Raw genomic sequence first — 24,954 nt, 5'->3', positions numbered from 1 at the left:
AACGACCTGCTACGCCTGACCGTGCACGATCAACCTGGACGAAACCGACGGGCCGTTCACCGCCATCCGGCCGATATACGATCCAGACGATGCGGGGTTCGGCGCCTGGGGCTTGAGTTCCTGCAGGATCCAGTTTCTGAAGGACTTTATCTCCGGGCGATCGAACGATTTGTGAGTGCCCACGAGCCAGTATCGTGTCGCCACCGGAACCGGCGGTCCGGCGATCTCAACGAGATCGCCGGCGGCGATGTAGTCATCCATCACCGGCTTGCGGCCAATCGCAATGCCAAGGCCCTGGATCGCGGCTTCGGCCGCGAGCTGGATCGTATCGACGTTGATGCTCCGGCATCCCGAGATCGCCGCTAGGCCCTTGGCCTGAAACCATGCTGCCCAATCTTCCGATGCCGCTGTGACGTGGATCAACGGGACTTGCCCGGTGAACCGGATTTCGTCGCGAAGGCCATGCTTTCGGAGAAGGTCCGGCGAACATACCGGTACGAACGATTCGGCGACCAATTCAGCCCATGACTCCGTCGGGCGCGAGGAGGTCGCCATCCGTATGGCGAGGTCAAAACCCTCGGTAAGAAAATCGACATGCCTGCGAGCAGTATCGATCGTGATACTTATGTCAGGGTAACGTTCCGCGAATTTTGGCAGTCTGGGCAGCAGCCAACGGGTGGCGAAAGTCGGAGCCACGCTGACGGACAGTGTTCCGGTTGCCTTCCGGCGTCCGGGAAAGACTTCCGTGGCGCTCGCTAAGATCGTCAAGGCATGATGTACTTCCGCCGCATATGCCTCGCCGGCCTGTGTCAGCGTCAAACCGCGCGCATCTCTCTGAAAGAGCTCGGCTCCCAACCAATGCTCAAGCGTACGCAGGCCGTGACTGACGGCGCTAGGGGTAACGTGTACTTCCTCGGCCGCCTGCTTGAAGCTTCCAAGCCTGGCCGCGGCCTCGAAAAGGCGCAACGTATTCATAGGTGGAAGCCGAAAGCCCATGACGTTACCTTTCCCAGAATCCGAAACGGATGCGCAGCGCCGACGACAAGACCATCAATTACTCGTCCAGCCAATGTCTATAAGTCAATGATGATATTGTACCAGATACAATTTGGGCGCATGCAGGCCTGATGGCTGCGAGAGCGTTGAGCGGTTCTCACACTCGGACAAGTAACAATCGTTTGCCGCCACCACCCGCCTGGCGCTTGTTTGGCAACCTAGAACTGGTGCCCGGGAGTGCTCTGTGAGGATGAATTCAGCCCAATCGCGCCTCGGTGCTAGCTCGAAGTTGGCCAGGCAATTGCGTGTTCTGTTCCGAGCTTCGCTAAATCGATTGGTGGTGAGAAGGCTGCTTGAAATGGATGATCACGAACTCTGGGATCTTGGGATTTCTAGGCACGACGTGCGCCAGGCGCTGAGATTACCCTTGTACGTGGATCCATCGCAGGCGCTTTCCAGGCTGAAGGAGCGGGGACCGGAATGCCTCAGATCGTGCCCTGCAGACTATCCCTGACCGCGCCAGATGAGACATGGTCGCGATCGTCCATCGACCACTGCAATAGAAAGGCACACAAGCCGACGACCGCCATCGATACCCAAGCAGTCATATATGATGCAGTAAGGTCGTAAGTTACCCCACCTAACCAGGCACCTGCAAAGCCACCGATTTGATGGCTTAGAAACACTATGCCGAAAAGAGTGTTGAAATGCTGGAGGCCAAACATCTTCGCCACCAGTCCCGATACAAGGGGAACAACTCCCAGCCAGAGAAATCCCATTACGGCTGCAAACGCCAAGGTCGAAAATGCAGTTACCGGGAACCATATGAACGCAATGATGGCAACCGTACGCAGCAAGTAGATGAGTGCCAGGAGCTGTTTTGGCCGATACCGGGTACCGAGCCGGCCCGTGACATAGGATCCGACTGCGTTGGCGATTCCGATGACGCCAAGCGCGATAGCACCAAGCTCGGTCGATACGCCGCAAATTCCCAGATAGGTCGGCAAATGAACGGTGATAAACTGAAGCTGGAATCCGCATGCAAAAAAGGCCACGGTCATGGCCATGAAACCGGGGTGAAGGATAGCCCTGCCGACCGCCTCCCTGGCGTTCAATGCCACTGCTTTGTGATCTTTGGCCGGTGCTGGCTTGCCGCCAATAAACAGGGCGATCACGCCAATTGTGGCTGCAACCACGGCGAATGACAAAGCCGCTGTCTGCCAACCGTCGGTGTCTATGATTGCCTGGCCCAAAGGGGCTATCACAAGTGTTGCCACGGAGCCGACCGCTGAAACGACGCCTACCGCTTGCACCCGCTTTTCCGGTGGAACACTTCGCGAGACAGCGCCGAGGACCACCCCGAAACCACATCCAGCAATCCCTATCCCGGCAAGTACGCCAGCGCCAATGTTAAGGCCGATCGCAGGGCCGCCCCACGCCATCAACAGCAGACCGGAAGCGTAAAGGGAGGCACAAACAACCAGCACGGGGCGCGGACCGTATCGGTCTCCAAACATCCCTATCACCGGCTGCGCCAATCCCCATGTCAGATTTTGCAACGCCAGGGCGAAGCCGAAAGCACTTGCGGACACGCCAAGGTCCGCGCGCATTGGCTGAAGAAAAAGGCCCAAGCTTTGGCGTAGGCCCATACAAAGTGACAGAACGGCGCCAGCCACGACCACTGTTAGCACGGGGGAAGGCGCTGGGTTCGTTGATCTTGTCTGGCCCGAACGCGCGAAGAATCCAGTCAACAGAAGCACTCCCGGGTCGTTGGCTGGCCAACCTTAGACCAGCCAACGCGCATCAGGCATGCGAGAACCGTTCACCTGCCCGGAGCATCGTTCATCATGCGATCAGTCCGCAAGTCACGGCCGAGAGACTCTCACAGCTGGCTGTAGTTGTATTTTCCGTCGGCTCCCTTTTTCCAACGATAAACGACATAGTCGGGATTCGTGGTGTCGCCCTTTTCGTTGAAAGTCCGCTCTCCCAGAACAGTGTGGAACACGCCGTGGCTCTTGATCTCTTTTGCTACTGTCGCCGGATCCAAGCTTTTGGCGGCCTTGGCGGCCTCAGCAATTACCTGAACCGAGGCGTAAGCATACAGCGTATAGGCCTCAGGCTCGAATCCGGCTTTGCGGAATGTCTCGACGACCTCCTTCGCGGCCGGACGATTGCGGGGATCCGGCGGGAAGGTAAAGGTGAAGCCGTCTATAGCGTCGCCGGCAATCGACGAGATTTCCGTGGACACAGTCCCATCATCGGACATCACCGTTGCCTTCAGGCCTTGGTCAATCAGTTGGCGAAGGATGAGGCCGGCCTCTGTGTGGAGCCCACCATAATAGACAACCGAAATGCCGGCGTCCTTCATCTTCGCGATCAGTACCGAGAAATCGACGTCTCCGGGATTGATGCCTTCGTACATCACCTCGTGAACGCCGGCTCCGTTCAGGGCTTTCTTAGTTTCGTCAGCGACGCCTTGGCCATATGGCGTCTTGTCATGGACGATGGCGATCTTGGCATCCTTGAAGTTCTTCGTGAGGTATGCGCCCGCGACGATGCCTTGCTGGTCGTCGCGTCCACACATGCGAAACGTGTTCCAAAGGCCACGTTCGGTATAGCGAGGATTGGTCGAAGCGGGCGTTATCTCGAGCACGCCATTCTCGGCCAGAACTTCCGAAACGGGAATCGAGACGCCTGAATTGTAGTGACCCACCACGAATTGAACACCGTCGGCAACGAACTTATTGGCCACCGATATACCTTGTTTGGGGTCGGACACGTCGTCTCCGACAACGATCTTGAGTTGTTCCCCATTCACGCCGCCTGCTGCATTGATGTCGTCGGCGGCCTGCTGGGCACCGCGCAGTATCTGGGCGCCGAAGGCGGCGTTTGGTCCTGTTATGGGGGCGCCCACCCCAAGGAGAATTTCGGCGTGCGCGCTTGCTCCCAATGCGGCAAGTGCTGCCACGGCAAGAGTTGGGATAAGTCGTCTTCTCATAGCTGTGCTCCACTTCACGGGACGGTGAGAATGCTGGCCTTTCCCGCAGCGCTCACCCCTCGCCACGGGAATTCGACGGACTGATAGGGTCGGAAAACGGCTTCTATTCCCTACTAGGGGGGCAGGCCGAGCGGTCAGACTTTCTCAACCTCGGACTTGCCCAAAAGGCCGGATGGCAGGAAGATCAGAACCACAACGAGGATTGAAAAGGCCGCGACGTCCTTGTAGTCGACCGAGAAATACGCCGACCAAAGTGCTTCGATGAGGCCGATCGTCAACCCTCCAAGCACGGCGCCCTGGATCGAACCGATACCGCCGAGAACTGCGGCGGTGAAAGCCTTGACGCCGGGTATGAACCCACTCGAGAACGAGATTACCCCATAGTACATAATGAACAGTGTGCCTGCCACGGCAGCCAGGGCCGCGCCCATTATGAAGGTTAGCGATATGGTGCGGTTGACATCGATGCCGAGCATTGCTGCCATCTTCGGATCTTGCTCGCAGGCTCGCTGTGCCCGCCCCAAAGGGGTCCTGTTGACGAGGTACCAAAAGATGGACAGCAACACCGCTGTGACGCAGATGATGACGATCTGCTTCAGCGCGATGACAACACCGAGGACCTCATAGGTTTGCGAAATCATGGGCGGTATCGGTTTGTTGCGCGGACCTTGCACCACCTGCACGAAGTTCGACAGGGTGATGGATACTCCGATTGCCGTGATCAGCGGGGCTAAACGAAATGATCCTCGCAAGGGGCGATACGCTATGCGTTCGATGAGCCAGCTCCAAAGGCTTGTCAGAAGCATTGCGACCACGACCATGACCAGCAAGGCCAATGCCGCCGGGACCGAATAAAACAGGGTTACGAGGATGAGGAACACGATCAACGCGACAAAAGCCCCGAGCATGAAGATATCGCCGTGGGCGAAATTGATCATTCCGATAATGCCGTAGACCATCGTGTAGCCCAGGGCGATGAGCGCGTAGATCGCGCCCAACGTCAGCCCGTTGAAAACCTGTTGGGCGAAATATTCCATTTAGGCCTCTTGGGAATTGGAGACTGCTTTCTGTGCGCAACAGAATGCGTGCGGGTAGGGCACCTCAAGCGAGTTGTTCTCGCGCGCAAGTGAGGAAATCTCACACCTAGGGATGACACGTCTCGCGCATGAGCGCTGCTAATGCCCGGCTGAACATAGCTCGCTTGCCCTGCACCCAATGCGCTCGCTACCAAGATGGCCTACCCACACGACTTCGGGTCGCCTGCAGCTTGTGGATGAGCTTGCGGACGGCCTGATGGAACGGTCAACAAACGGAAACCGCGAAGGGGTTCCCATTCCTGTCGCGCGCTCGGTTACCTGTTGACCGTTCCACTTTTTCTGGCGCCGATCTTGCGTTGCGAAGCGTTTGGCAAGTCGTGTGTCAGCAGGACGGATTGATGAAGACTGTGCCCGGACCGATCGAATTCTGGTTCGAATTCAGCTCCCCGTATGCCTACTTCGCCGCACTTGATATCGACGCCTTGGCGAGGCGCCATTCAAAATCGATAGTCTGGCGGCCCTTCCTGCTTGGTGCCGTGTTCCGGGTAACCAGAATGGAGCCGTTGCCGAGCCAGCCGATGCGCGGCGCTTACGCGATTCATGACTGGGAGCGACTCGCAAGACTGCATCGAGTGTCCTTTTCATTGCCCTCGGTGTTTCCGATCATCTCGCTTGCCCCCGCGCGGATGACTTACGCCATGGAAAGCATGCGACCGGAAATGGCCGGCGCCTTGGCTCGTCATCTGCTTACCGCGATGTACCAACGGGGAGCCGACATAGCCGATGCCTCAGTCGCTGCGCGCCTGGGCGCGGAGCTCGGACTTGACGAGCGCATGCTTGTCGATGTTGCGTCCGATCAACGTTGGAAGGATGCGCTTCGGGCCAGAAACGATGAAGCCATCGAGCGGGGCATTTTCGGATCTCCGTTCTTCGTTGTCGAGGGAGAGGCGTTCTGGGGATCGGATCGTTTGGCGATGGTCGACCGGTGGCTCGACAGCGGCGGCTGGTAGATTTCCTGCCTTTCTGTGACAGGATGCCTGGCAAGCTTCCGGCGGCGTTAGTTGGACGCAAGGGTTCGCCGTCTTACGATCCAGGAACCACGACCGCGAAACGAGCAACCTTAAGGGAGCCCTGGGGCACAATAGAAAAAGGCCGGCTTGGGCCGGCCTTTTTCTGCGGCATTTGACGGCCTGTCATTTCATGTCCACGATCTTGCCGTCTTTCCACGTGAACAGGCTGAACCGTGGCGAGCTAAGGTCGCCGTTTTGGCTATAGGTCAGCTGGCCTATGGCGGTCTTGATCGGCTTTCCGTCCTTCAGCGCCATCGCGATGGCGGCCGTGTCGGTTGACGTGCCGGCCCTTTCGATGCCGGCCTTCAGCACCTCCACGGCAGCGTATGCGTTGAGGGTGAATGCCTCCGGCGGAATAGTTTTCTCCTTCAGTGTTTTCACCGCGTCGGCGGAAGCCGGATCCTTGGTTGCATCGCTGGCGTTGGTGAAGATCGTGCCGGCGGCGCCGTCATTGGCGATCGCCCAGTATTCCGTGTTGGAGAGGCCCTCACCACCAATGATCTGGGCCTTGACCTGAATGTCGCCAAGCTGCCGGGCGAGAAGTCCTCCCTCCGGATGGAATCCGCCGAAGTAGATCACTTCCGCCTTCTCCGACTTGAGCCGGGCAACCAGGGCCGACAGATCTTTCTCGCCAGGTGTCACAGAAGCATAGACGACTTCGTTGATGCCTCCGCCGTTGATCACTTTTTTGAATGCATCGGCAAGTCCTTTGCCATAGACCCCGTTGTCATGGATAACCGCGACACGCTTGTCCTTCAGGTGCTGAAGGACATAGTTCGCCGCTACATCGGCCTGCTGATCATCGCGGCCGCAGGTGCGAAAGACGTTCGATAGACCGCGCCCCGTCAGATCTGGGGCTGTGGCTGTAGCGGTCACCATGAGGATGTTGTTCTCGGCAAAGACGTCGGACGCCGGAATTGCCACACCGGAGGTCACGGGGCCGACGACAAAATGGATTCCCTCCCCGACAAGCTGGTTGGCAACCGAGACGCCCTGTTTTGGATCGCCAGCATCATCAGCGAGTTTGAGGACGACCTTTTCACCACCTATCCCGCCTGACTTGTTAATGTTCTCGACGGCGGCCTGCGCACCGTTCTTGACTAGGTCGCCATAGGCAGCGATGGGGCCGGTCAAGGGTGCGACCAGAGCAATTGTCACGTCGGCTTTCGCTGCCGTCGCAACAGTCAGTGAAGCTGCCAGCGCGAGGCTTAGTGATTTTCCAAAAAGCATTGTTCTCATTTCCCCTTTGTGGTGCCGACGTGAAGCAGAGGTAGATCGCAAACAGGGCGGCACCGTTCTGCCGGCGGACAATGGCGACGCGGGAATGACCGGGCAAAGGAGAATTGTTCAACGGCGCATGAGCGCCGCTCAGGGCCGACACTCAAAGCGACAGCCGCGCGAAATGCCCAGTCGGGCTCACCAACATGAGCCAGACCGGACGAGGGGAACTGATATCAGGGAATCAGGACGACACTACCGGTCGTCTCTCGTCTCTCGAGTTTCCGATGGGCCTCGCCGACACGGTCGAGGGGAAACGTTTCGCCCGCGAACCGCTCGATCTTTTCGCTCAAGATCATCCCGAAGAGCGCTGCCGCCGCCTTTTCCAGCCATGCGCGGTTGCGCGTGTAGTGAAACAGAACGGGGCGGGTAACGGTAAACGAGCCTGATGCAAGGTCCGAGACCGCAAAATTCTTGATGGGACCGGATGACTGCCCAAAGCAGATCAGCGTGCCAAAAGGCTTGAGGCACTTGAGTGATCCCGGATAGGTGTCAGCTCCGACTGAGTCGAACACTGCATCGACGCCAAGCCCGTCTGTGGTCAGCTTGACCCGTTCGACGAAATCCTCGGACCTATAGTCGATCACATATTGGAATCCCGAGCGGCGCGCGGCGTCGCATTTGGCAGCACCGCCCGCCGTTCCAATTGCGGTTGCGCCAAGATGAGATAACCATTGGCCGGCAATAGAGCCCACGCCGCCGGCGGCGGCATGAAACAGAATTCTGTCTCCCCGTTTAACCTTGAAGCTTTCGTGGAGGAGGTAGTAGGCCGTAAGGCCCTTCAGCAGCGAACTGGCCGCATCCTCGTCGCTGACACCATTCGGAACTTTCACCAACGCGTCCTGGGAAATACTGCGATGGGACGCATAGGCACCGGTGGGCACGGTGTAGGCTACGCGATCGCCAACAGCCCAACCCGTTACACCCGGGCCTAGTTTTTCGATAACGCCGGCGGCTTCGCTTCCGACGACCAGGTCCTTTTCCACCGGCCATGCGTAAGCGCCCGAACGGTAGTAGGCGTCAAGAAAATTGAGCCCGACGGCAGTATGACGAATTAGAACCTCGCCCGCTCCCAGGTCCGGCAATTCGATCTCGACCTTGGTGAGAACATCGGCGCCGCCAGGATGGGGCGCGGTCATGGCGTACGGCATTTGGGTCTCCGTTCTGGATACTTCTGATTGCAAGGGGTGAGAGCCGCCAGCCGTCGACATGCAACTGGCGATGATGTCCGCAGTCCCGGAATATCCTGGCGATATCCCTGGACCGAGCGAAGTTCAAAAAGGCGGCAGGATGTGTGATGACTGCGGCTGATCTATCGTGGGCTTCCTGGGAAGGCGGGCCGTGATTTGCCGTTGACGCGGCATGAGCCCGTCGGGGAAGTACTGCAGCATGATCTGCAAGATCAAGCCAACTAGGAACAGCCTGACGAAAGGTGCGCGGTGAGCCCAGTCACCCGAAAGCCGGGAGCTGAAAAGTTCCGAAGCCGACCACATCGTCCATATGACGGCGGCACCCAGCATGGCGCCGCGGTTGCTGCCGTTTCCACCGACAATCAACATGACCCAGACAAGGAATGTGACTTGCAATGGGTCGGTTGCCTCAGGCCCAACAAACTTGAAATAGTGGGCCGTAAGAGCCCCGGCCAGCCCCATGAAGGCCGACCCAATGACAAACCCTTGGATTCGGAAGGTTTCTACATTCTTTCCCGCTGCGCGGGCAGCCGGTTCGTTGTCGCGAATGGCCTGAACTACGCGCCCCCAGGGCGATGTCCTCCCCCTTTCGGCGAGCCAGTATGCGACCATCGCCAAGATTAGGACTACACCCAGAAACGCGAGCGGCGCCCAGATTCCCGGCAATTGCTCGAACGGCCGGGATATGTTGGATATGCCGCGTGTTCCCCCTGTCGCCCATTGCTCGTTCTTGAAAATCAGTCTGAGGATTTCGCCGATGCCAATGGTTGCGATCGCCAGGTAGTCCGCACGCAAGCGAATGCATATACGAGCCACCGCCCAGGCGATGAAGGCAGCCGCGATCATCGCAAGCGGCCAGGCCAGCACGACGGGAAGATCGAATCCGCCAATGTGCTTCGGGGTTTCGGACGTCGTCAAAATCGCGCTTGCATAGGCGCCGACAGCGAAGAAGCCCGCAATGCCCAAATTGAACAGCCCGGTAAGGCCCCACTGGATGTTGAGCCCCAGCGCCATGATCGAATAGATCCCGATCATGGTCGCGAGCGCTATGGTGTAGTTGCCGTAGCCGACAAAAATTTCCATGTCACTGTACCCTTCCACCGAACAAGCCGTTCGGACGCCAAATGAGCATTGCAACCATGATCGTGAACGCCACACCGGTCTTGTACCCGGGCGACAAAAGGGCATCGCCGCCAAACCATGGGTAGCTGCTCAGCTCTTCCGCGAGGCCGATGACCAGGCCACCAACCATTGCCCCGTATGGGCGCCCGAGACCTCCGAGGATGGCAGCCGCCGACATCGGCAGAAGCAGATCCCAGCCCATGTTGGCCTGAATAAACCCGTCCCAGCCCAGAAAGACGCCGGCGACCGCGGCAAGTGATCCGCCAATAACCCAAGTCGCTTTGACGATTGCCAAAGTGGAGATACCGGTCAGGCGCGCCAGTTCCGGGGAGTCACTCACTGCCCGCATCGCCTTGCCCAGACGGGTGTAAGTCAAAAGCAGGTGCAGGGCGACCATCAGGACGATCGCACAGCAGACGATCCAGATATGCCTATCGACAATTCGAAACGTGCCAAGGAAGTCGGTCGAACGTTGGATGCCACGGACATAGTAGTGCGACTCGACCCCGTAGAGCAGCTGGATCGAGGCCCTTATCATCAGCGCGATACCAAACGAGCTGATGGTCAACACCAGCGACGGCCTTCTCATGAGCGGCCTATAGAAAAAATGATTGATGCAGAGGCACAAGGCCGATGTGCAGACCATGGCGATTGGCAAGGCCAAAACCGGATGCAGGCCAAACAAACCAATAGCGGTGAGCGCAAAATAGGCCCCTGCGGTCATGACGTCGCCGTGGGCGAAATGCGTGAAGCGCAGCACGCCGAAGAGCAGTGTCAGTCCGATTGCGCCGAGGGCGTAAATCGAACCAGAAACGATGCCTGGAACGAGATATGCATTAATGAAAACGAGCAACTGATCCATCGGCTAGCCCCCCAAAAACATTTCCGCGACTTCCCGGTCGCGTACGAGATCGTTTCCGGGGCCTTCATGCCGGTTTCTGCCATCGACGAGCACATAGCCGCGATTAGAGATCATCAATGCCTGCCTCGCATTCTGCTCCACCATCAGCACCGAGGTCCCGTTGGCATTGATACCAAGGACAAGGCTGAAGATTTCCTCCGCGTATTTGGGACTCAGCCCGGCAGTGGGCTCGTCAAGAAGCATTAGTGTGGGATCGGGCATGAGTGCGCGCCCCATAGCCACCATTTGGCGCTGCCCGCCGGACAAGCACCCAGACTTCTGGTATCTTTTGTCACGCAGTGGCGGGAACAGTGTGTAAATACGCTCGAGTCCGGCCCTGACATGCGAGCGAGGGCTGAAGTATCCGCCCAGTTCCAGATTTTCCTGAACCGTTAGGGAAGGAAATATATTCTCGGTTTGGGGAACGAACGAGACGCCTTTCCTGACGATAGACTCCGGGCTTTTGCCGGTAACGTCTTCGTCGCCCATCCTGATCCTACCCTCGTGGATGTTCAACAGTCCGAAGGCCGCCTTCATCGCGGTGGACTTGCCGGCGCCATTGGGCCCCACGATGGCGACGATTTCGCCCGCATCGAGGTGAAGGTTGACCCCGTGGAGGATCGGAACGTCCGGACCATAGCCTGCCACGATGCCTTCGAGGGACAACAGGCTCATTGCAAGGCCCTCACGGCAGAGGATCCCAGATAGGCCGCAAGCACCCTGTCGTCCTTCTTGATCTGGGACATGTGACCTTGGGTCAGCACAGAACCCGACGACATGACGACAACGGTGTCGCAAAGACTGGTGATCATATCCATGTTGTGTTCGATGATGCAGAAGGTCGTGCCGCGCTCGCTGTTCAGCCGCATGATCATTTGGCTAAGTTGCGCGAGCAGCGTTGGATTGACGCCTGCCCCCGGTTCATCAAGAAGGACCGTCCCGGCTCCTGACATCATGGCCCGGCCCAGCTCGACCAGTTTACGCTGTCCGCCTGAGAGATTGCCGGCGGGCAGGTCGCACACTTTTTCCAATCCGAGAAAGGCAAGCGTGTTCCTGGCCTCTTGAAACACTTGCTCTTCGCGCTCACGCACAAGACCGGGCCGCAACCAGGCCGTGATGGGGTTTTCGCCTGGCTGGTTAGCCGGCACCACCATCAGGTTTTCCAACACTGAGAGTTTGCTGAATTCGTGCGGTATTTGAAATGTGCGGACCAACCCTCGATGAAACAGGTCGTGCGGGGCAAGACGTGTAACATCCACGTCGTCGAGGGTTATTCTTCCGCAATCCGGGGAAAGAAAGCCTGTTATAATCGAAAAAAGAGTCGTTTTGCCTGCGCCGTTCGGCCCTATGAGCCCGGTAATTGAGCCTCTTTTCACATCAAAGCTGCAATTGTCTACGGCTCGTAGGCCACCAAACGATTTGCTTATGCCTTTTATCGAAAGCCCCGTGCCAGGCGGCGCTGCCTTCGATTGAGGCACGACTATATCTTTCATGGTCATTCCTTGGAGATATTGTCCGCCAGGCCGGCCGCCTCTGACGACGGCCTCGTCTAGACCATGCGGAGCCTGGGTTCCGAAAAAGCCGGCCGGCAGGTTTTTACAGGGTGCTATCGGCGCCTATCTTCCCAACGCCACGGCAGGGCTGACGACGACCTCTCCGCTCTTAACGGTCCACTCCGCAAACACGCCTTCGATATCTCCGTTCTCGTCGAACTCGTGGTCACCGGCCGCGCCGCTATAGTTGATATCCTTGCCTGCCTTGATCAGTTGAACGGCCTTAGCCCAGTCGCCGGGACCAACCACTTCGCCTGGAGCATTCGCAACGTCGCGAACGGCATTCAAAATTGCCCGCCGATCGGTGGATCCGGCCTTCTCGATGGCCAGGGCAGTGATCATCGCGGCGTCATAGCCTTGCGCGGTGAAAGTGTACCCGAAAGTGAATTTGTCGGTATGGCCGTAGAGTTCCTTGAAACGGTCGCTCTGAGGACCGACCGCCGCTGTCGGCACACTGCCGATGATACGCCCTTCCAGATTTTCGGCACCGATGCCGTCTAGCAGGGCGGATACCTTCATGCCGTCGGCTACGGCAAACTTTTCGAACAGGCCGGATTCAAGCGACTGACGCATGATTGTGAGACCGCTCGAGTCGCCAATCGCGAACAGAACAAGGGTCTGCGCTCCGCCGCCTGCCAGGGTTGCTAGTTCGGCCCGGTAGGACTCCTTCTTGTCTTCGTGGACACTGTCGCCGGCGATCGTTCCACCGCCTGCGAGGTATGCAGTCCGAAAGGCTTCCGCCAAACCGACGCCATAGTCGTTATTCACATAGGTAAGCGCGACTTTGGTGATCCCCTTGGATAGCAGCATCCGAGCCATGTATATGCCCTGGAAGTTATCCGATGGGACGACCCGGAACAGAACACCTTTGTCATCGAGTTTGGTGATCTCGGGAGACGTTGATACAGGCGACACCATCAGAACGCCGGCGGGTCCCGCCACGTTGCTGGCAGCTGGTATCGTTTCGCCCGAGCAAGTTCCGCCAACGATCGCGGCCACTTGCTCGACGTTGACGAGCTTGTTTGCAGCGTCCACTCCAACTTGGGCATTGCATGCCGTATCGGCAGAGATCAGCGTTGCCTGTTGACCCAAAATACCGCCGGCGCTGTTGATTTCATCGATAGCGGCCTGTTCAGCGGCAAAGACTTGTTTGACCAAGTCCGCAGCCGGTCCGGTCAAGGCAGACAACGATCCAATTCGAATGTCTGCCCGCGCAGCGCTGCTCTGTGAGACCACCAACCAAAGACACAAAGCAGTCGATGTAACGAGTTTAGGATATGATTTTTGCATTGCTCTCCCCCTTGTTTCAATTTTGCCAGCGCCTTCCCGAAGGCCGCCGGCATTAATCAGCGCCGGGTCCAGTATCCGAACTCGGCTTTTTTTGCCTATCTGGCTGGTCTCGACTGGAATTCAGCGGGATCATTCTCGACCCGATGTCCTGGCCACAGTCGGACGCTTCGTTGACGCTCTCATATTTGACGTGCGCTGAAAATATCAATATCTGGAAGACTAAGTTCTAATAATTAGAGCGTGGGGGCGCGAATGGATTCTGGTCCAAGATACTTTATAGAGGTGGCGAAACAGGGCTCCTTTCGCGCCGCGTCCGACCGATTGAACGTGGCAGCTTCAGCCATCAGCCGTCAGGTTAAGCTGCTCGAGGAAGAGTTCGGCGCCGAGTTCTTTCAGCGAAGCGTCAAGGGTATCGAATTGACCGCGGCCGGAGAGGCCTTCCTCTCTTATGCCAAGGGAATCGAAGCGGAGCGCAATCGCTTGCGCCAGAGCCTCGACGATCTCAACAACCTGAAGCGCGGTCATGTTCGAATCTCATCGATAGACGGCGTCGTAGCCGGTCCGTTGTCGGACATAATAGCCAATTTCCGTGGTAGGCATCCGGGGATCACCTTCGACTTGCGAGCCATGGGAACGGACGCTGTCATCGAGGACATCCGGATGGGAAATGCAGACATAGGGATCGCTTTTCATTCGCCTGCCCGGGATGGCGTGCACGTCGCCCATCGTGTCCAGGATCCGCTCTATGCGATCGTCGGAAAAAGCCATGAACTTGCTGTCCGCGATGAAATCACTATTGCGGAACTTCTCGAACTGCCCTTGGCGCTTCCAGACACCACCTTCGGGATAAGAAAGTTGGTGGACGGATGGTGCGTTACGCAGAAATTGCACCTCAATGTGGTCCTCGAAACCAACTCGATCGAAGCCCTCCGTGGCTACGCCCGTTCAGGCGCTGGGGTGACCCTGCTGCCGTTTCTGTCATCCAGGCGGGATGTCGAGACGGGAATGGTGAAAGCAATCAGACTTGACGTGCCAGAACTGAGGTCGTCATCAGTGGAGGTGTGCGTGCATGCCGATAGGCTTCTGCCAATCGCGGCTGAGGCCTTCCTCAAAAGCCTGGTGGCGCTTTTGGTCGGCGAGCCACTGGATAGCGCGGATGCCGACGTCGACACCCAGTACCAATGAAAAGACGGTCGCTCTAATTTTTAGAGCGGCAAGTTCAATATTTTGATATTTTAAGCGCACCTGCGATGTGACAGTTTCCTGCCAACAAGGTCGGTTCGACCGGCATTTCTGGCGAGGGAAACGCATTGTCCAAGGATAGGATCTACTCACCGTTCGACGGGCAGCTCGTCGGCGAAATGCCGATAGCTAGCGAGGCTGAGGTCGAGGCTGCCATTGCAGGTGCCGTTTCATCTTTCGAAAAGTTCAGACGCTTGCCGCGCTTTGTTCGTGCTGACATCCTTCAACGCGCCTCGGAAATACTTCGGCAGCGTCGGGAAGATGCTGCCGCATTGATCTCCGCCGAGGCAGGAAAACCACTTTATGATGCGCGCGGCGAGGTCGCCAGATCGATCTTCAATCTATCAAATGCGGCAGCTGAAGCCAGGCGGTTTTCCGGCGTGGAAATTCCGCTCGACATGGATGGTGGCATTTTCGAGTACCAGAACACCGGGGTTGGCGGCGCCCGAATGGATCTCGCCAGCGTGAGCCATGAAACGATGATCGCAGGAAGCCGTCGCGTAGGTTTGGCGCGGAGGTTTCCAATCGGGCCGATCCTGGCAATTGCACCGTTCAACTTTCCCTTGAATCTGGTTCTCCATAAGGTGGCGCCAGCGCTTGCGGTCGGCAATTCGGTGGTTTTGAAGCCCGCGCCGCAAACGCCACTTACGGCGGTTCTACTGGCCGAGATTCTCAAAGACGCGGGTTTGCCCGAAGGCGTTCTGACGGTCGTGCATTGTCCCGTGCCGCTCGCCGAGCGCATGGTTAGGGACGACAGGTTTCACATGGTGACCTTCACAGGATCGGCTGCCGTCGGTTGGCATATCAAATCCATAGCCGGAAGAAAGAAAGTCGCGCTTGAACTTGGTGGCAACGCCGCGGTTATTGTTTGCGCCGATGCCGACATTGATCTTGCGACGACGCGCTGCGTTCGCGGCGGTGTGGTGTATGGCGGGCAATATTGCATTGGCGTACAGCGAATTCTAGTAGATCACCGTATTCGCTCGGCGTTTCAGGATAGTCTGAGACAAAAGTTACTGAACTGCAAAGTGGGCGATCCAGCCCTGGCCGACACGGATGTCGGTCCGGTTATCGACCAGAAGTCCGCCGATAGGATCAAGCTGTGGATCGACGAGGCACTTGCCGGCGGCGCCGAATTGGTGATCGGCGGTGGTAAAGCAGGTTCCATCATCGAGCCGACGCTTCTGGCGAACACCAAGGCGGGGATGAAGGTCGAGGACGAGGAGATCTTCGGGCCTGTGATGACGATAAACTCGTTCTCGGATTTCGACGAGGCGGTCCTGCGGGCGAACAGCACGCGCTACGGGTTACAAGGTGGCTTGTTTACCGCTGACATCCGCAAAGCCTTTAGAGCCCTCGAGGACTGGGACGTCGGGGGGCTGATGATCAACGACGTGCCCATTTATCGCATCGACAATATGCCTTTCGGCGGATGGAAGGAGTCTGGGCTCGGCCGCGAGGGCACAAGGTTTGCCATGGAAGAGATGACAGAGATCAAGCACTTAGTGATCAACTACAATTGACACGCAGCCGAATTTCAGGAGGAAATCATGGTAGAAAAGCCTGCTTCGAATATAAAACCGACAAAGATCGGCCTGGTTGGCGGTTTGGCGATCAGAGCTGGCGTATTCTACTACGATAAGATCTTGGAGAGGTACAATGATGCTAAAATTCCGCTGCATCTCACGCTAAGGCACGCCGACGTCAACACTGTGTTGGGCTATATAAGTTCTGCAAATCGTGCTGGCCTTGGAAGCTATTTAGGCTCGTTGGCAAATGAATTGTTCGATGCGGGCGTGGACACCGTGGCTATAACAGCCGTTGCACCACACCTTGCGATCGACGACATCAAGAAATCATCGAGGGGTCCTATCATCAATGTCCTTGAATCCATTGAAGGTGGCTTAAAGGCCGCCGGCTTGGAGCGCGTTGCCATTTTTGGCAACCGGGCCGTGATGGCGTCGGATATCTTCGGTTCTGTTCCGGAACGCATGGTGGTCAAGCTCGATCCCAAGGAAATCAACGTTGTCCACGACACGTACAACGACATCGCGTTGTATGGGAAACGTGGGACTAAGGCGGAAGTCGAGTATTTCAGACATTTGGCCAATGATCTCATCATCAAGCGGGGAGCCCAGGCAATTGTCCTGGCGGGAACGGACTTGTCGTCTTTCTATGCAGAACAGAAGCCGGAATTCCCGTTCCTTGATGTGGCCGAGCTGCACATCAATCAAATCCTTGCGGGGATCTGAACTCCCGCAATCGCGAAATCATTGCACTCAGGACTGCTGAAGACATGGCAAGTGTTGCAAAATTGAATGTTGCTGTGTGGCGATACGATCGCACGCAAGCGCTCTATGACGGCAGAATCCCGGTCGGAGGGCGAGAGGTGGTGATGATCGACAAGCCGCTCGAGGAGATCTTCTCCAAGGCATTCACGTCGGCCGAATACGAAGTCAGCGAGCTCTCCTTCAGCAATTTCCTGCGGATGCGGGTCGATGGCAAATGTTCCTATCTGGGCATTCCGATCTTTCCCTCCCGCAGTTTTCGCCATGGGGCATTCTATGTTGGCAAGGATGGCCCCATCAATCATCCCCGCGATCTCATTGGCCGGAAGGTAGGCGTTCGGGAGTATTCGATGACGGCGGCGCTGGCGGCGCGGGGAGGGCTGCGTGACCAGTTCGGCGTCGAGGCGGGCCAGATGCGCTGGGTGGTTGGCGATGTGAACGAAAGGGAGCGTGACACCATCCCGATTCCAAACCTCTACAAGGGAATATCTATCGAGGTCGCGGCGGACGGAGCTCTGCTGGACGACTTGCTGCTGGCTGGCGAGATCGACGCCATTCTTGCATACAAACCAATAAAGAGTGCCATGGAACCCCACGCCAGATCCAGGCGGTTGTTTGAAGATTCCGAAGCGGTCGAGAAGGAATATTACGCGAAAACACGAGTGTTCCCCATCATGCATCTGATCGGTGTGCGCACCGCCGATGCAAAGGCGGATGCAACACTCGTTGGGGATGTGTACGGGGCATTTGCCGAGGCGCAGAGCGTTGCTAGCGCCGATCTTGCGTACGAGCAGGCGCTCAAGATCGGCCTTCCGTGGCTGCGTCAAGAATTGGATCGTACCAAGGCGATCATGGGCCAAGATTATTGGGCCAGCGGCTTTGCCGCGAACCGTCAAGTGCTCGAAACAATGATCAACTGGTCTTTCCTTGACGGGCTAATCTCCCGAAAGATCGAGCCGGAGGAGCTTTTCTTCAGCGAGATGCTGGCAACTTAAAGCGCGGAATATTCCAAGCAGAATATCTCGGTTTTCTCGGAAGCAGCTTGCGTCTGCAGTAAATGAGGAATTTCCAACATGTCATTCTTTAGCCGATTTCCCACCATGGACGAGGCTGTTTCGGCAGCGCTCCCGCGCCAACGCGGACTGTACATCGATGGCAGGTGGGAGGAGGCCGAAGGCGGCGAGACAACCACTTACAACCCCGGCAGGGGAACTGAACTCGGGATCGTTGCGGAAGCCAATGTGCGGGACGTCGAAAGGGCTATAGCAGCTGCGCACAAGGCCTTTTTGTCCTGGCGCAAGACCAAGCCAATGGAGCGCGCGGATCTGCTGAAGCGCGTCGCGGCGGTATTGCGTGAAAATGCTGAGGAACTGGCGCTGCTGGACTCCGCCAATTGCGGAAATCCGGTAAGAGCGATGACGCGCGACGTGTTGGACGGCGCGGCGCTTATCGACTACTTCGCCGGCTTGGCCATCGAGGCCAAGGGGGAGGTCATGCCGGTCGGGGAAGGCAAGCTGAATCTTACCTTGCAGGAACCCTACGGGGTTTGCGTGCGCATACTCGCTTACAACCATCCGCTGATGTTTGCGGCCGGCAAGCTGGCCGCGCCCCTTGTGACGGGAAACACCGTGATCCTCAAGCCGCCACCGCAGGCGCCGCTGTCAGTCATACGCATGATGGAGCTCATTGATGGCATTCTACCGCCCGGTGTTCTTAGTCTTGTGACCGGCGGCATCGAGTGCGGTCGGGCACTTGTCTCGCATCCGCTGACACGGGTCGTGGGTCTTGTCGGTAGTGTGCCAGCCGGCAGATCTGCGGCGATCTCGGCTGCAGAAGGTCTGAAGCACACTGCACTCGAACTTGGCGGGAAGAACGCTCTTATCGCCTATCCCGATGCCGACATTGACCGCACCGTCGACGGCGCCGTCAGAGGCATGAATTTCGCTTGGTGCGGACAGTCATGCGGGTCGACCTCGCGGGTCTTCGTTCACGAAAGCATCCACGACGAGGTGGTGAGCGGATTGCTTGAGAAGATCACTTCCTTCAAGCCGGGGATTCCTACCGAACTGGCGACCACCATGGGAGCGATAATTTCTCCCGCACAGCTCGGCAAGATCAAGAACTACATCGAAATCGGCCGCAATGAAGCCGGTCTCGTCTACGGCGGTACCACACCGGCGGAGGTGGAATTGCAGGGAGGAAATTTCATCGATCCGACGGTCTTCATCGATGTCGACATGTCCAAACGCATCGCTCGGGAAGAGATATTCGGCCCAGTTATTTCTGTCATCAAATGGACGGATGAGGAAGGGATGTTCCGCGATGTCAACGCCGTCGAATATGGCCTGACCGCATCAATTTTCACTACCAATCTGAGAAATGCTCACCATGCTTCCAGGCAAGTGGAAAGTGGATATGTATGGGTTAACGATGCCGGACCACATATACTTGGAGCACCATTTGGCGGGTATAAGATGTCTGGTATCGGTCGCGAAGAGGCTTTTTCTGAGCTTTATTCGTTCACTCAAACCAAGAACGTGCACATCACCCTGTAAGCCAGGTTGTGAGCCGCACGCATTGTTTCGTTCAACTCAGAGCCAAAGCGGCGATTGACCTCGGGTATCGACAGCCCGCCGCTCCAACCGTCCAGCGCAGGAAAGACCACAAAGTCGTGAAGATCGCCCTCATTGGTTTCGGCGCAATTAATCGCCACGTGGTGGATGTTTTGAGCAAGGCCGCGCCCGAAGTCCAGATCGTGGCCATCGGGCTTCCTGCGGACCAAGAATCGACTGCGGCGGTGCCAGGCGCCAGATTGGTGACCGAGCCTGAGTCGCTTCGCGAAATCGCACCGGACGTAGTGGTCGAGGCGGCGAGCCGCGAAGCGGTTTCGATGTGGGGTGACGCTGCTTTGATGTACTCCCGCACATTCATAGTTTCGTCGGCCAGCGCACTCGCGGATGATGCATTTTTTGAACGGATGCGCAGGCTGGCGATTACGAATGGAAGCCGGCTCATCGTTTCTCCTGGTGCAGTCGCGGGCATTGATGGGCTGGCTGCCGTGTCATTGGTTGGCGTCGACATCCTGCACCACCAAATCATCAAGCCGCCCGCCGCATGGCGCGGAACGGCAGCCGACGGGCTGCTGGATGGAGTCGCCGCTGCTCCGATGTCGTTTTTTAGGGGCACTGCCAGACTGGCGGGGAGCACATTCCCTGCGAACGCCAACGTCGCAGTCATCACGGCAAAGAGCAGCGGTATCGGCCTCGACGCGGCCAGCGTTGAACTGGTGGTCGATCCGTCTGCGACTGAGAATAGGCACAGGATCAAGGCTACCGGCGTTTTTGGCACTATCAGCGTCGAGGTGCACAATAAGCCGCTGGAGACCAATCCGAAGTCTTCTCAACTCGCAGCGTTGGCGCTGGTGCGGCTGATCTTGTTGCAGATGCCAGGGGTGCGTTTCTAACCAGCCTGGATAGGCGTCCTGCCGCCTTACGGGCAAGGTAGGCATACCTTTCTGAAGATACGAAAGTTGGCTTCGATGGAACGTGAGACGTACGATTACATCATCGTGGGAGCGGGTTCCGCTGGTTGCACCTTGGCCTATAGGCTTTCCGAAGATGCAGATGTCCGCGTGCTTGTGCTTGAGGCCGGCGGTTGGGACTCAAATCCCCTGATTCACATACCACTTGGCTGGCCGCGCCTTCTGCTCAAGCGCATCGACGATTGGATGTACTTTTCAGAGCCACAGCCTGAGATCGGCAACAGGCCGATGGAGTTTGCGCGTGGAAAAGTCATTGGTGGCTCCTCCTCGGTCAACGCAATGGCATATGTGCGGGGAAATCGAGCGGACTATGACCGCTGGGCCGCCAGCGGCCTGCAGGGGTGGTCGTACAACGAGGTCTTGCCATATTTCCGGCGCCAGGAGACGTGGGAAGGGGGCGCCGATGCCTACCGCGGAGGCGGCGGTCCGCTCACCACGAGGTTCTCGCGATACAATGATCCGCTGGTCGAGGCCTTCACAGCCGCGGGTCTCGCCGCAGGGCACCCATACACTTCCGACTACAACGGCGCACAACAAGAAGGATTCGGTGAATGGCAATTCACCATCAAGGACGGCCGCCGCTGTAGTGCGGCAGCCGCCTATCTCAAGCCAGCTTTAAGACGGCAAAACGTGACATTGAAACTCAAGGCCCTTGCCACCCAGATCGAATTCGAAAATGACCGCGCGACTGGTGTCAGATACCTGCAGCGTGGATCGGTGCGCGCCGTATATGCGGACCGCGAGGTCATCTTATGTGGAGGCGTTGTCAACTCACCCCAGTTGCTCAATCTGTCCGGTATCGGCGACCCGGGCGAACTCGCGGGCGCAGGCGTGCGGACTCGAATAGAACTACCGGGCGTGGGCAAGAACCTCCAGGACCACATATCGGCCGCGGTCAACTACCGCCGGCGCGAGGCCGGCCCTTTGTACAGGCGAATGCGCGCCGACCGGATCGTTCGCGACCTTGCGAGTGCGTATTTCCTCGGAAAGGGTATGGCCACGGATCTGCCGTCCGGAAGCATGGCTTTTCTCAAGAGCTCACCGGATTCACCGGTTCCCGATCTGCAATTCAAGCCTGTCGCCGCTCCGATGACGGCTACGCCGCATCTGGGCCCCCTCTATAGGGGATATGAAGATGGCTTTGCGCTTCGGGCAATCGTTATTCGGCCGGAAAGTCGCGGACACATCAGCCTCAAGACCAGTGACCCGAGAATGGCTCCTCGCATTGTCCAGAATTTCCTTACGAGGGAAAACGACCGGAAACTGCTTCGCACGGGCCTTCGCATGGCAAGGGATATTGGTCGCCAAGGGCCGATGCGAAAATATGTTGATCGAGAAATTGCCCCGGCTGGGTTTTCGGACGGTGAGATCGACGAGCATATTCATGCGACCGGGATCACTGTCCATCATCCCCTTGGCACGTGCAAGATGGGTACCGACGCAGATCCAATGGCGGTTGTAGACACGAGCCTTCGGGTTCGCGGGACGCGAGGACTGAGGGTCGTTGACGCCTCTGTCATGCCCGATCTTGTGGGAGGCAATATCAATGCGCCAGTTATAATGATCGCCGAGAAGGCCGCCGATCTTATCGCTGGCCGCTCGTTGCTTTCGAGCAACTGACGCGCTCTGCAGACGAGCCGGCTCCAACACGGGCCGTTGAATATTACCATGGATGGTTTGAACCGATGCAAGACGTGAGATGGGAAAGGGATTCGCTCGGCGAGGTCTCCGTGCCTCGGTTTGCCTACTACGGCGCCCAGACCGTCAGAGCCCTTGAGAATTTCCCGATTTCAGGCGAGCCGATCAACAATTTGCCAAATCTGCTGAAGGCCCTTGCATTGATCAAGATGGCTGCCGCAAAGGCCAACTCGATGAATGGGCGGCTGAACAACGAAAAGGCGGCCGCAATTGAACTCGCCTGCGAGGACATTGTTCAAAACAAGCTTGCGTCCGCCTTCCAGATCGACCTTTTCCAAGGTGGGGCTGGTACCTCCACCAACATGAACATCAACGAGGTGATCGCAAACAGGGCCCTTGAACATATGGGCCTTGAGCTTGGGCGCTACGACATCATTCACCCGAACGACGACGTAAACATGTCGCAGTCGACGAACGACGTGTACCCGACCGCTGTCCGGCTCGCCATCATCATGACCAACGCCGTTCTCTCCGAAGCGCTGGACCGGCTAGCTCGGGAATTCAGCCGAAAAGGCGATGAGTTCCATTTGGTTCGCAAGCTTGGTCGCACACAGTTGCAGGATGCCGTTCCGATGACACTTGGCCAGGAGTTTCATGCGTTCGCAACGGCTCTCTTCGAGGATGTCGACAAGCTTCGCCAAGTGAGCGCCGTCTTCCTGGAAGTCAATCTTGGCGGCACTGCCATCGGGACGTCCGTCAATGCTGATTTCAACTATCGCCAACAAGTCATTGCCGAACTTTCGCGACTGTCAGGGTATCGCCTCGTGTCTGCCCAAAACCTGATAGAGGCGAGCTGGGACACCGGAGCGTTTGTTTTGTATTCCGGCATGCTGAAGCGACTTGCTACCAAGCTTTCGAAGATCGCCAGTGACCTGCGATTGCTGTCCAGCGGTCCGCGCGGAGGCTTTGCCGAGATCATTCTGCCGCCAATGCAGCCCGGTTCATCAATCATGCCCGGCAAAGTCAATCCAGTCATTCCAGAGGTTGTGAACCAGGTTGCTTTTCATGTCATAGGCATGGACCTGACAGTCACGCTTGCCTCCGAGGCAGGTCAATTGCAGCTCAATGCAATGGAGCCGGTGATAGCGGCGAGCACTCTTGGTTCGATGCGACTACTCACTAATGTCATCAACGTGTTTCGCGAGAAATGCGTTTGCGGTATCGAAGCGAATGAAGCCCAATGCCAGGCGCTTCTTGAAGCCAGCACAGCGCTCGCCACTCTGCTGGTGCCCGTCCTTGGCTATGAAAGAGCTGCAACGGTCGCAAAACATGCTCTGGATTCAGGCCGTCATCTGAGAGAAGTCCTGCTGGATCTGCCGGAGGACATCCGCTCAATCGCACTGGAGCGCTTGGTTGCGTTCACAGATTAGAGTTTCGCCAACAAATCTGCAGCCCGACCGAGTTGATCGAGGCACCATATTTGGCTAATGCAGGCGCGCATCTCGTCAGCAGTGGCGCCGCCTCGAAATTCAGCAAGGCGTATAGCCTTGGCTTCCAACTCTTGTTTCGCAAGCGTGTTGCTGGGGTCGCCCTTGGGCTCGTCGACGCGGGCAGTCAGTTTGCGGCCGCCAACCGTCGTGACGCTCACCTTGCCGATCCATTGCTTCGGATAGAGGCCATCGACCTCGGCGTCGATTTCCATATGCACCTTCGAGTGGAGGCGCGCAACACGTTCATCGGCAAGTGCGTAGCGTTCGAATGCATCGAGGTCGGCGACGCCATGGACTGCGATGAGCCCCAACACCGTGCCCATGGAGAATTTCGCCTGGTGGATTGTTTGAGGAATGTCCACCGCGCCCAGCACATCGATGGCTCCCTGGTGGACATGGGCCACGACGTCTGCGATGTCGTCCGGGCCCAGCCCTTCGCGGCGCATGAGAGATTGCAGCGCGTCGGCGGCCGGGTGCGTGTGCCGACAGGACGCATGCCACTTGAAGGAGGTTTCCTCGGTTGTCCAACGGCTGCCGAGCCCATCTATCAGGCGGGTCGGATCGGCATCGCTGGACATGCCGGCAGCCATGCCCTTCTTCCCTTCGAGGATCTGTGCTGCGCCCTTGAAACCATCGCGGGCCAAATAGGCAGCAAACAGGCCGTTGGAGGCCGCTCGTGCTGTATGAAGCTGTTTGGAATCTGCCGCGTCGCGCAAGAATTCCCAGAACCCGGCCGCCTGGGTGCCGGCGGAACCGAGTGCATGGTTGAGGCCAGACGCGTCCAGCCCGAGCAGCTTGCCTACGGCCGCGGCCGCGGCGACAGTGCCAGCCGTGCCCGTGGTGTGGAAGATCTCGTAATGTGAGCGTCCCAAGAACTCTCCGACGCGGATGCCCACCTCATAGCCGGCGATGCAGGCAGTCAGCATTTCTCGCCCGGTCTTCCCCTCAGCTTCGGCAACCGCCAACACCGCCGGAAAGATTACCGCGGCGGGGTGAAAGACCGAGCCGTTGTGAACGTCGTCCTGTTCCACGACGTGGGAGGCGGCCGCATTGACCATCGCCGCGAAGTAAGGACTTGTGCGCCGCCTCGTCGGGATGATGGTGCTTGGGCCGTCCGCCGGCCCCATCATACGGGTAAAGCTGTCGATGATCTCGACCTGGCGCGCGCCCTTGCCGGCGAGAGCCGAGCCGAGCCAGTCGATCATCAGTCCTTTCGCGAAATGAACGACGCGCGGCGGAATCTGCTCGAAGTCGAGTTCGGCGATGAAGGCGCAAAGTCTGGCGGTCGGCCAATCGGCTGTACCCGGGCTCATCAGTTCC

At 57.8% G+C, this 24,954-nt stretch carries 22 protein-coding genes; 10 read left to right on the top strand and 12 right to left on the bottom strand.

The window, feature by feature from the left end; all coding sequences use genetic code 11:
• Positions 1-9: 9 nt before the first annotated feature.
• Entirely contained in the window at positions 10-975 is a 966-nt protein-coding gene (locus BLS48_RS22595; protein WP_208604657.1) for a LysR substrate-binding domain-containing protein, read from the bottom strand.
• 271 nt (positions 976-1,246) lie between these two features.
• Between BLS48_RS22595 and BLS48_RS36800 the strand changes: the two genes are divergently transcribed.
• Complete coding sequence (locus BLS48_RS36800) at positions 1,247-1,510, top strand: DUF1127 domain-containing protein (protein ID WP_143019468.1); 264 nt, start codon at positions 1,247-1,249, stop codon at positions 1,508-1,510.
• Here BLS48_RS36800 and BLS48_RS22590 read toward each other — a convergent pair.
• The 3 genes from BLS48_RS22590 to BLS48_RS22580 form a co-directional block, all read right to left on the bottom strand.
• Positions 1,482-2,645, bottom strand: coding sequence for an MFS transporter (locus BLS48_RS22590; protein WP_091582344.1), 1,164 nt, complete (start codon positions 2,643-2,645; stop codon positions 1,482-1,484). The two genes, BLS48_RS36800 and BLS48_RS22590, sit on opposite strands and share 29 nt — an antisense overlap.
• A gap of 233 nt (positions 2,646-2,878) precedes the next feature.
• A complete protein-coding gene (locus tag BLS48_RS22585; protein WP_091582341.1) occupies positions 2,879-3,994 on the bottom strand; it encodes a branched-chain amino acid ABC transporter substrate-binding protein in 1,116 nt (371 codons plus the stop codon).
• Between the two features lie 134 nt (positions 3,995-4,128).
• Positions 4,129-5,031 carry a branched-chain amino acid ABC transporter permease gene (locus BLS48_RS22580; RefSeq protein ID WP_091582338.1) on the bottom strand — a complete coding sequence of 301 codons (903 nt, stop codon included), beginning with the start codon at positions 5,029-5,031 and terminating at the stop codon, positions 4,129-4,131.
• A gap of 398 nt (positions 5,032-5,429) precedes the next feature.
• On the opposite strand from BLS48_RS22580, the gene BLS48_RS22575 reads away from it, so the two are divergent.
• On the top strand, positions 5,430-6,041 hold the full coding sequence (locus tag BLS48_RS22575; RefSeq protein WP_091582336.1) for a 2-hydroxychromene-2-carboxylate isomerase: 612 nt from the start codon (positions 5,430-5,432) through the stop codon (positions 6,039-6,041).
• A 183-nt stretch (positions 6,042-6,224) separates the two neighbouring features.
• Here BLS48_RS22575 and BLS48_RS22570 read toward each other — a convergent pair whose 3' ends face one another.
• The 7 genes from BLS48_RS22570 to BLS48_RS22540 form a co-directional block, all read right to left on the bottom strand.
• Complete coding sequence (locus BLS48_RS22570; protein ID WP_091582333.1) at positions 6,225-7,331, bottom strand: branched-chain amino acid ABC transporter substrate-binding protein; 1,107 nt, start codon at positions 7,329-7,331, stop codon at positions 6,225-6,227.
• 224 nt (positions 7,332-7,555) lie between these two features.
• Complete coding sequence (locus BLS48_RS22565) at positions 7,556-8,530, bottom strand: quinone oxidoreductase family protein (RefSeq protein WP_091582330.1); 975 nt, start codon at positions 8,528-8,530, stop codon at positions 7,556-7,558.
• A 123-nt stretch (positions 8,531-8,653) separates the two neighbouring features.
• On the bottom strand, positions 8,654-9,652 hold the full coding sequence (locus BLS48_RS22560; RefSeq protein ID WP_091582327.1) for a branched-chain amino acid ABC transporter permease: 999 nt from the start codon (positions 9,650-9,652) through the stop codon (positions 8,654-8,656).
• Position 9,653: 1 nt separating this feature from the next.
• Complete coding sequence (locus BLS48_RS22555; RefSeq protein ID WP_091582324.1) at positions 9,654-10,553, bottom strand: branched-chain amino acid ABC transporter permease; 900 nt, start codon at positions 10,551-10,553, stop codon at positions 9,654-9,656.
• A 3-nt stretch (positions 10,554-10,556) separates the two neighbouring features.
• Positions 10,557-11,267, bottom strand: a complete 711-nt coding sequence (locus tag BLS48_RS22550; protein WP_091582321.1) for an ABC transporter ATP-binding protein — start codon at positions 11,265-11,267, stop codon at positions 10,557-10,559.
• Positions 11,264-12,085, bottom strand: coding sequence for an ABC transporter ATP-binding protein (locus BLS48_RS22545; protein ID WP_091582318.1), 822 nt, complete (start codon positions 12,083-12,085; stop codon positions 11,264-11,266). Before BLS48_RS22545 ends, BLS48_RS22550 begins: the two co-directional genes overlap by 4 nt.
• A gap of 123 nt (positions 12,086-12,208) precedes the next feature.
• Positions 12,209-13,435: an ABC transporter substrate-binding protein gene (locus BLS48_RS22540; protein ID WP_091582315.1), complete on the bottom strand. Its 1,227-nt coding sequence runs from the start codon at positions 13,433-13,435 to the stop codon at positions 12,209-12,211.
• 252 nt (positions 13,436-13,687) lie between these two features.
• Between BLS48_RS22540 and BLS48_RS22535 the strand changes: the two genes are divergently transcribed.
• From BLS48_RS22535 to BLS48_RS22500, 8 genes are all read left to right on the top strand, one after another.
• Positions 13,688-14,620 (top strand): LysR family transcriptional regulator, encoded by a 933-nt coding sequence (locus BLS48_RS22535; RefSeq protein WP_091582312.1) that lies wholly within the window; start codon positions 13,688-13,690, stop codon positions 14,618-14,620.
• 125 nt (positions 14,621-14,745) lie between these two features.
• Positions 14,746-16,200, top strand: coding sequence for an aldehyde dehydrogenase family protein (locus BLS48_RS22530; protein ID WP_244529777.1), 1,455 nt, complete (start codon positions 14,746-14,748; stop codon positions 16,198-16,200).
• 27 nt (positions 16,201-16,227) lie between these two features.
• Positions 16,228-16,929: an aspartate/glutamate racemase family protein gene (locus tag BLS48_RS22525; protein WP_091582310.1), complete on the top strand. Its 702-nt coding sequence runs from the start codon at positions 16,228-16,230 to the stop codon at positions 16,927-16,929.
• Positions 16,930-16,973: 44 nt separating this feature from the next.
• A complete protein-coding gene (locus BLS48_RS22520) occupies positions 16,974-17,960 on the top strand; it encodes a substrate-binding domain-containing protein (protein ID WP_143019466.1) in 987 nt (328 codons plus the stop codon).
• Positions 17,961-18,038: 78 nt separating this feature from the next.
• Positions 18,039-19,520, top strand: a complete 1,482-nt coding sequence (locus tag BLS48_RS22515) for an aldehyde dehydrogenase family protein (RefSeq protein WP_244529776.1) — start codon at positions 18,039-18,041, stop codon at positions 19,518-19,520.
• A gap of 116 nt (positions 19,521-19,636) precedes the next feature.
• A complete protein-coding gene (locus tag BLS48_RS22510; RefSeq protein ID WP_167365196.1) occupies positions 19,637-20,428 on the top strand; it encodes an aspartate dehydrogenase in 792 nt (263 codons plus the stop codon).
• Between the two features lie 75 nt (positions 20,429-20,503).
• Complete coding sequence (locus tag BLS48_RS22505; protein WP_091582299.1) at positions 20,504-22,126, top strand: GMC family oxidoreductase; 1,623 nt, start codon at positions 20,504-20,506, stop codon at positions 22,124-22,126.
• Positions 22,127-22,191: 65 nt separating this feature from the next.
• Positions 22,192-23,574 (top strand): aspartate ammonia-lyase, encoded by a 1,383-nt coding sequence (locus BLS48_RS22500; protein ID WP_091582296.1) that lies wholly within the window; start codon positions 22,192-22,194, stop codon positions 23,572-23,574.
• Here BLS48_RS22500 and BLS48_RS22495 read toward each other — a convergent pair.
• Positions 23,571-24,947 carry an MmgE/PrpD family protein gene (locus BLS48_RS22495; protein ID WP_091582294.1) on the bottom strand — a complete coding sequence of 459 codons (1,377 nt, stop codon included), beginning with the start codon at positions 24,945-24,947 and terminating at the stop codon, positions 23,571-23,573. The genes BLS48_RS22500 and BLS48_RS22495 overlap by 4 nt on opposite strands.
• Between the last annotated feature and the right edge of the window lie 7 nt (positions 24,948-24,954).

Origin of the sequence: Mesorhizobium qingshengii (assembly GCF_900103325.1) — a bacterium.
GTDB classification, from domain to species: domain Bacteria; phylum Pseudomonadota; class Alphaproteobacteria; order Rhizobiales; family Rhizobiaceae; genus Mesorhizobium; species Mesorhizobium qingshengii.
This window is presented reverse-complemented; position numbering and strand designations above follow the sequence as displayed.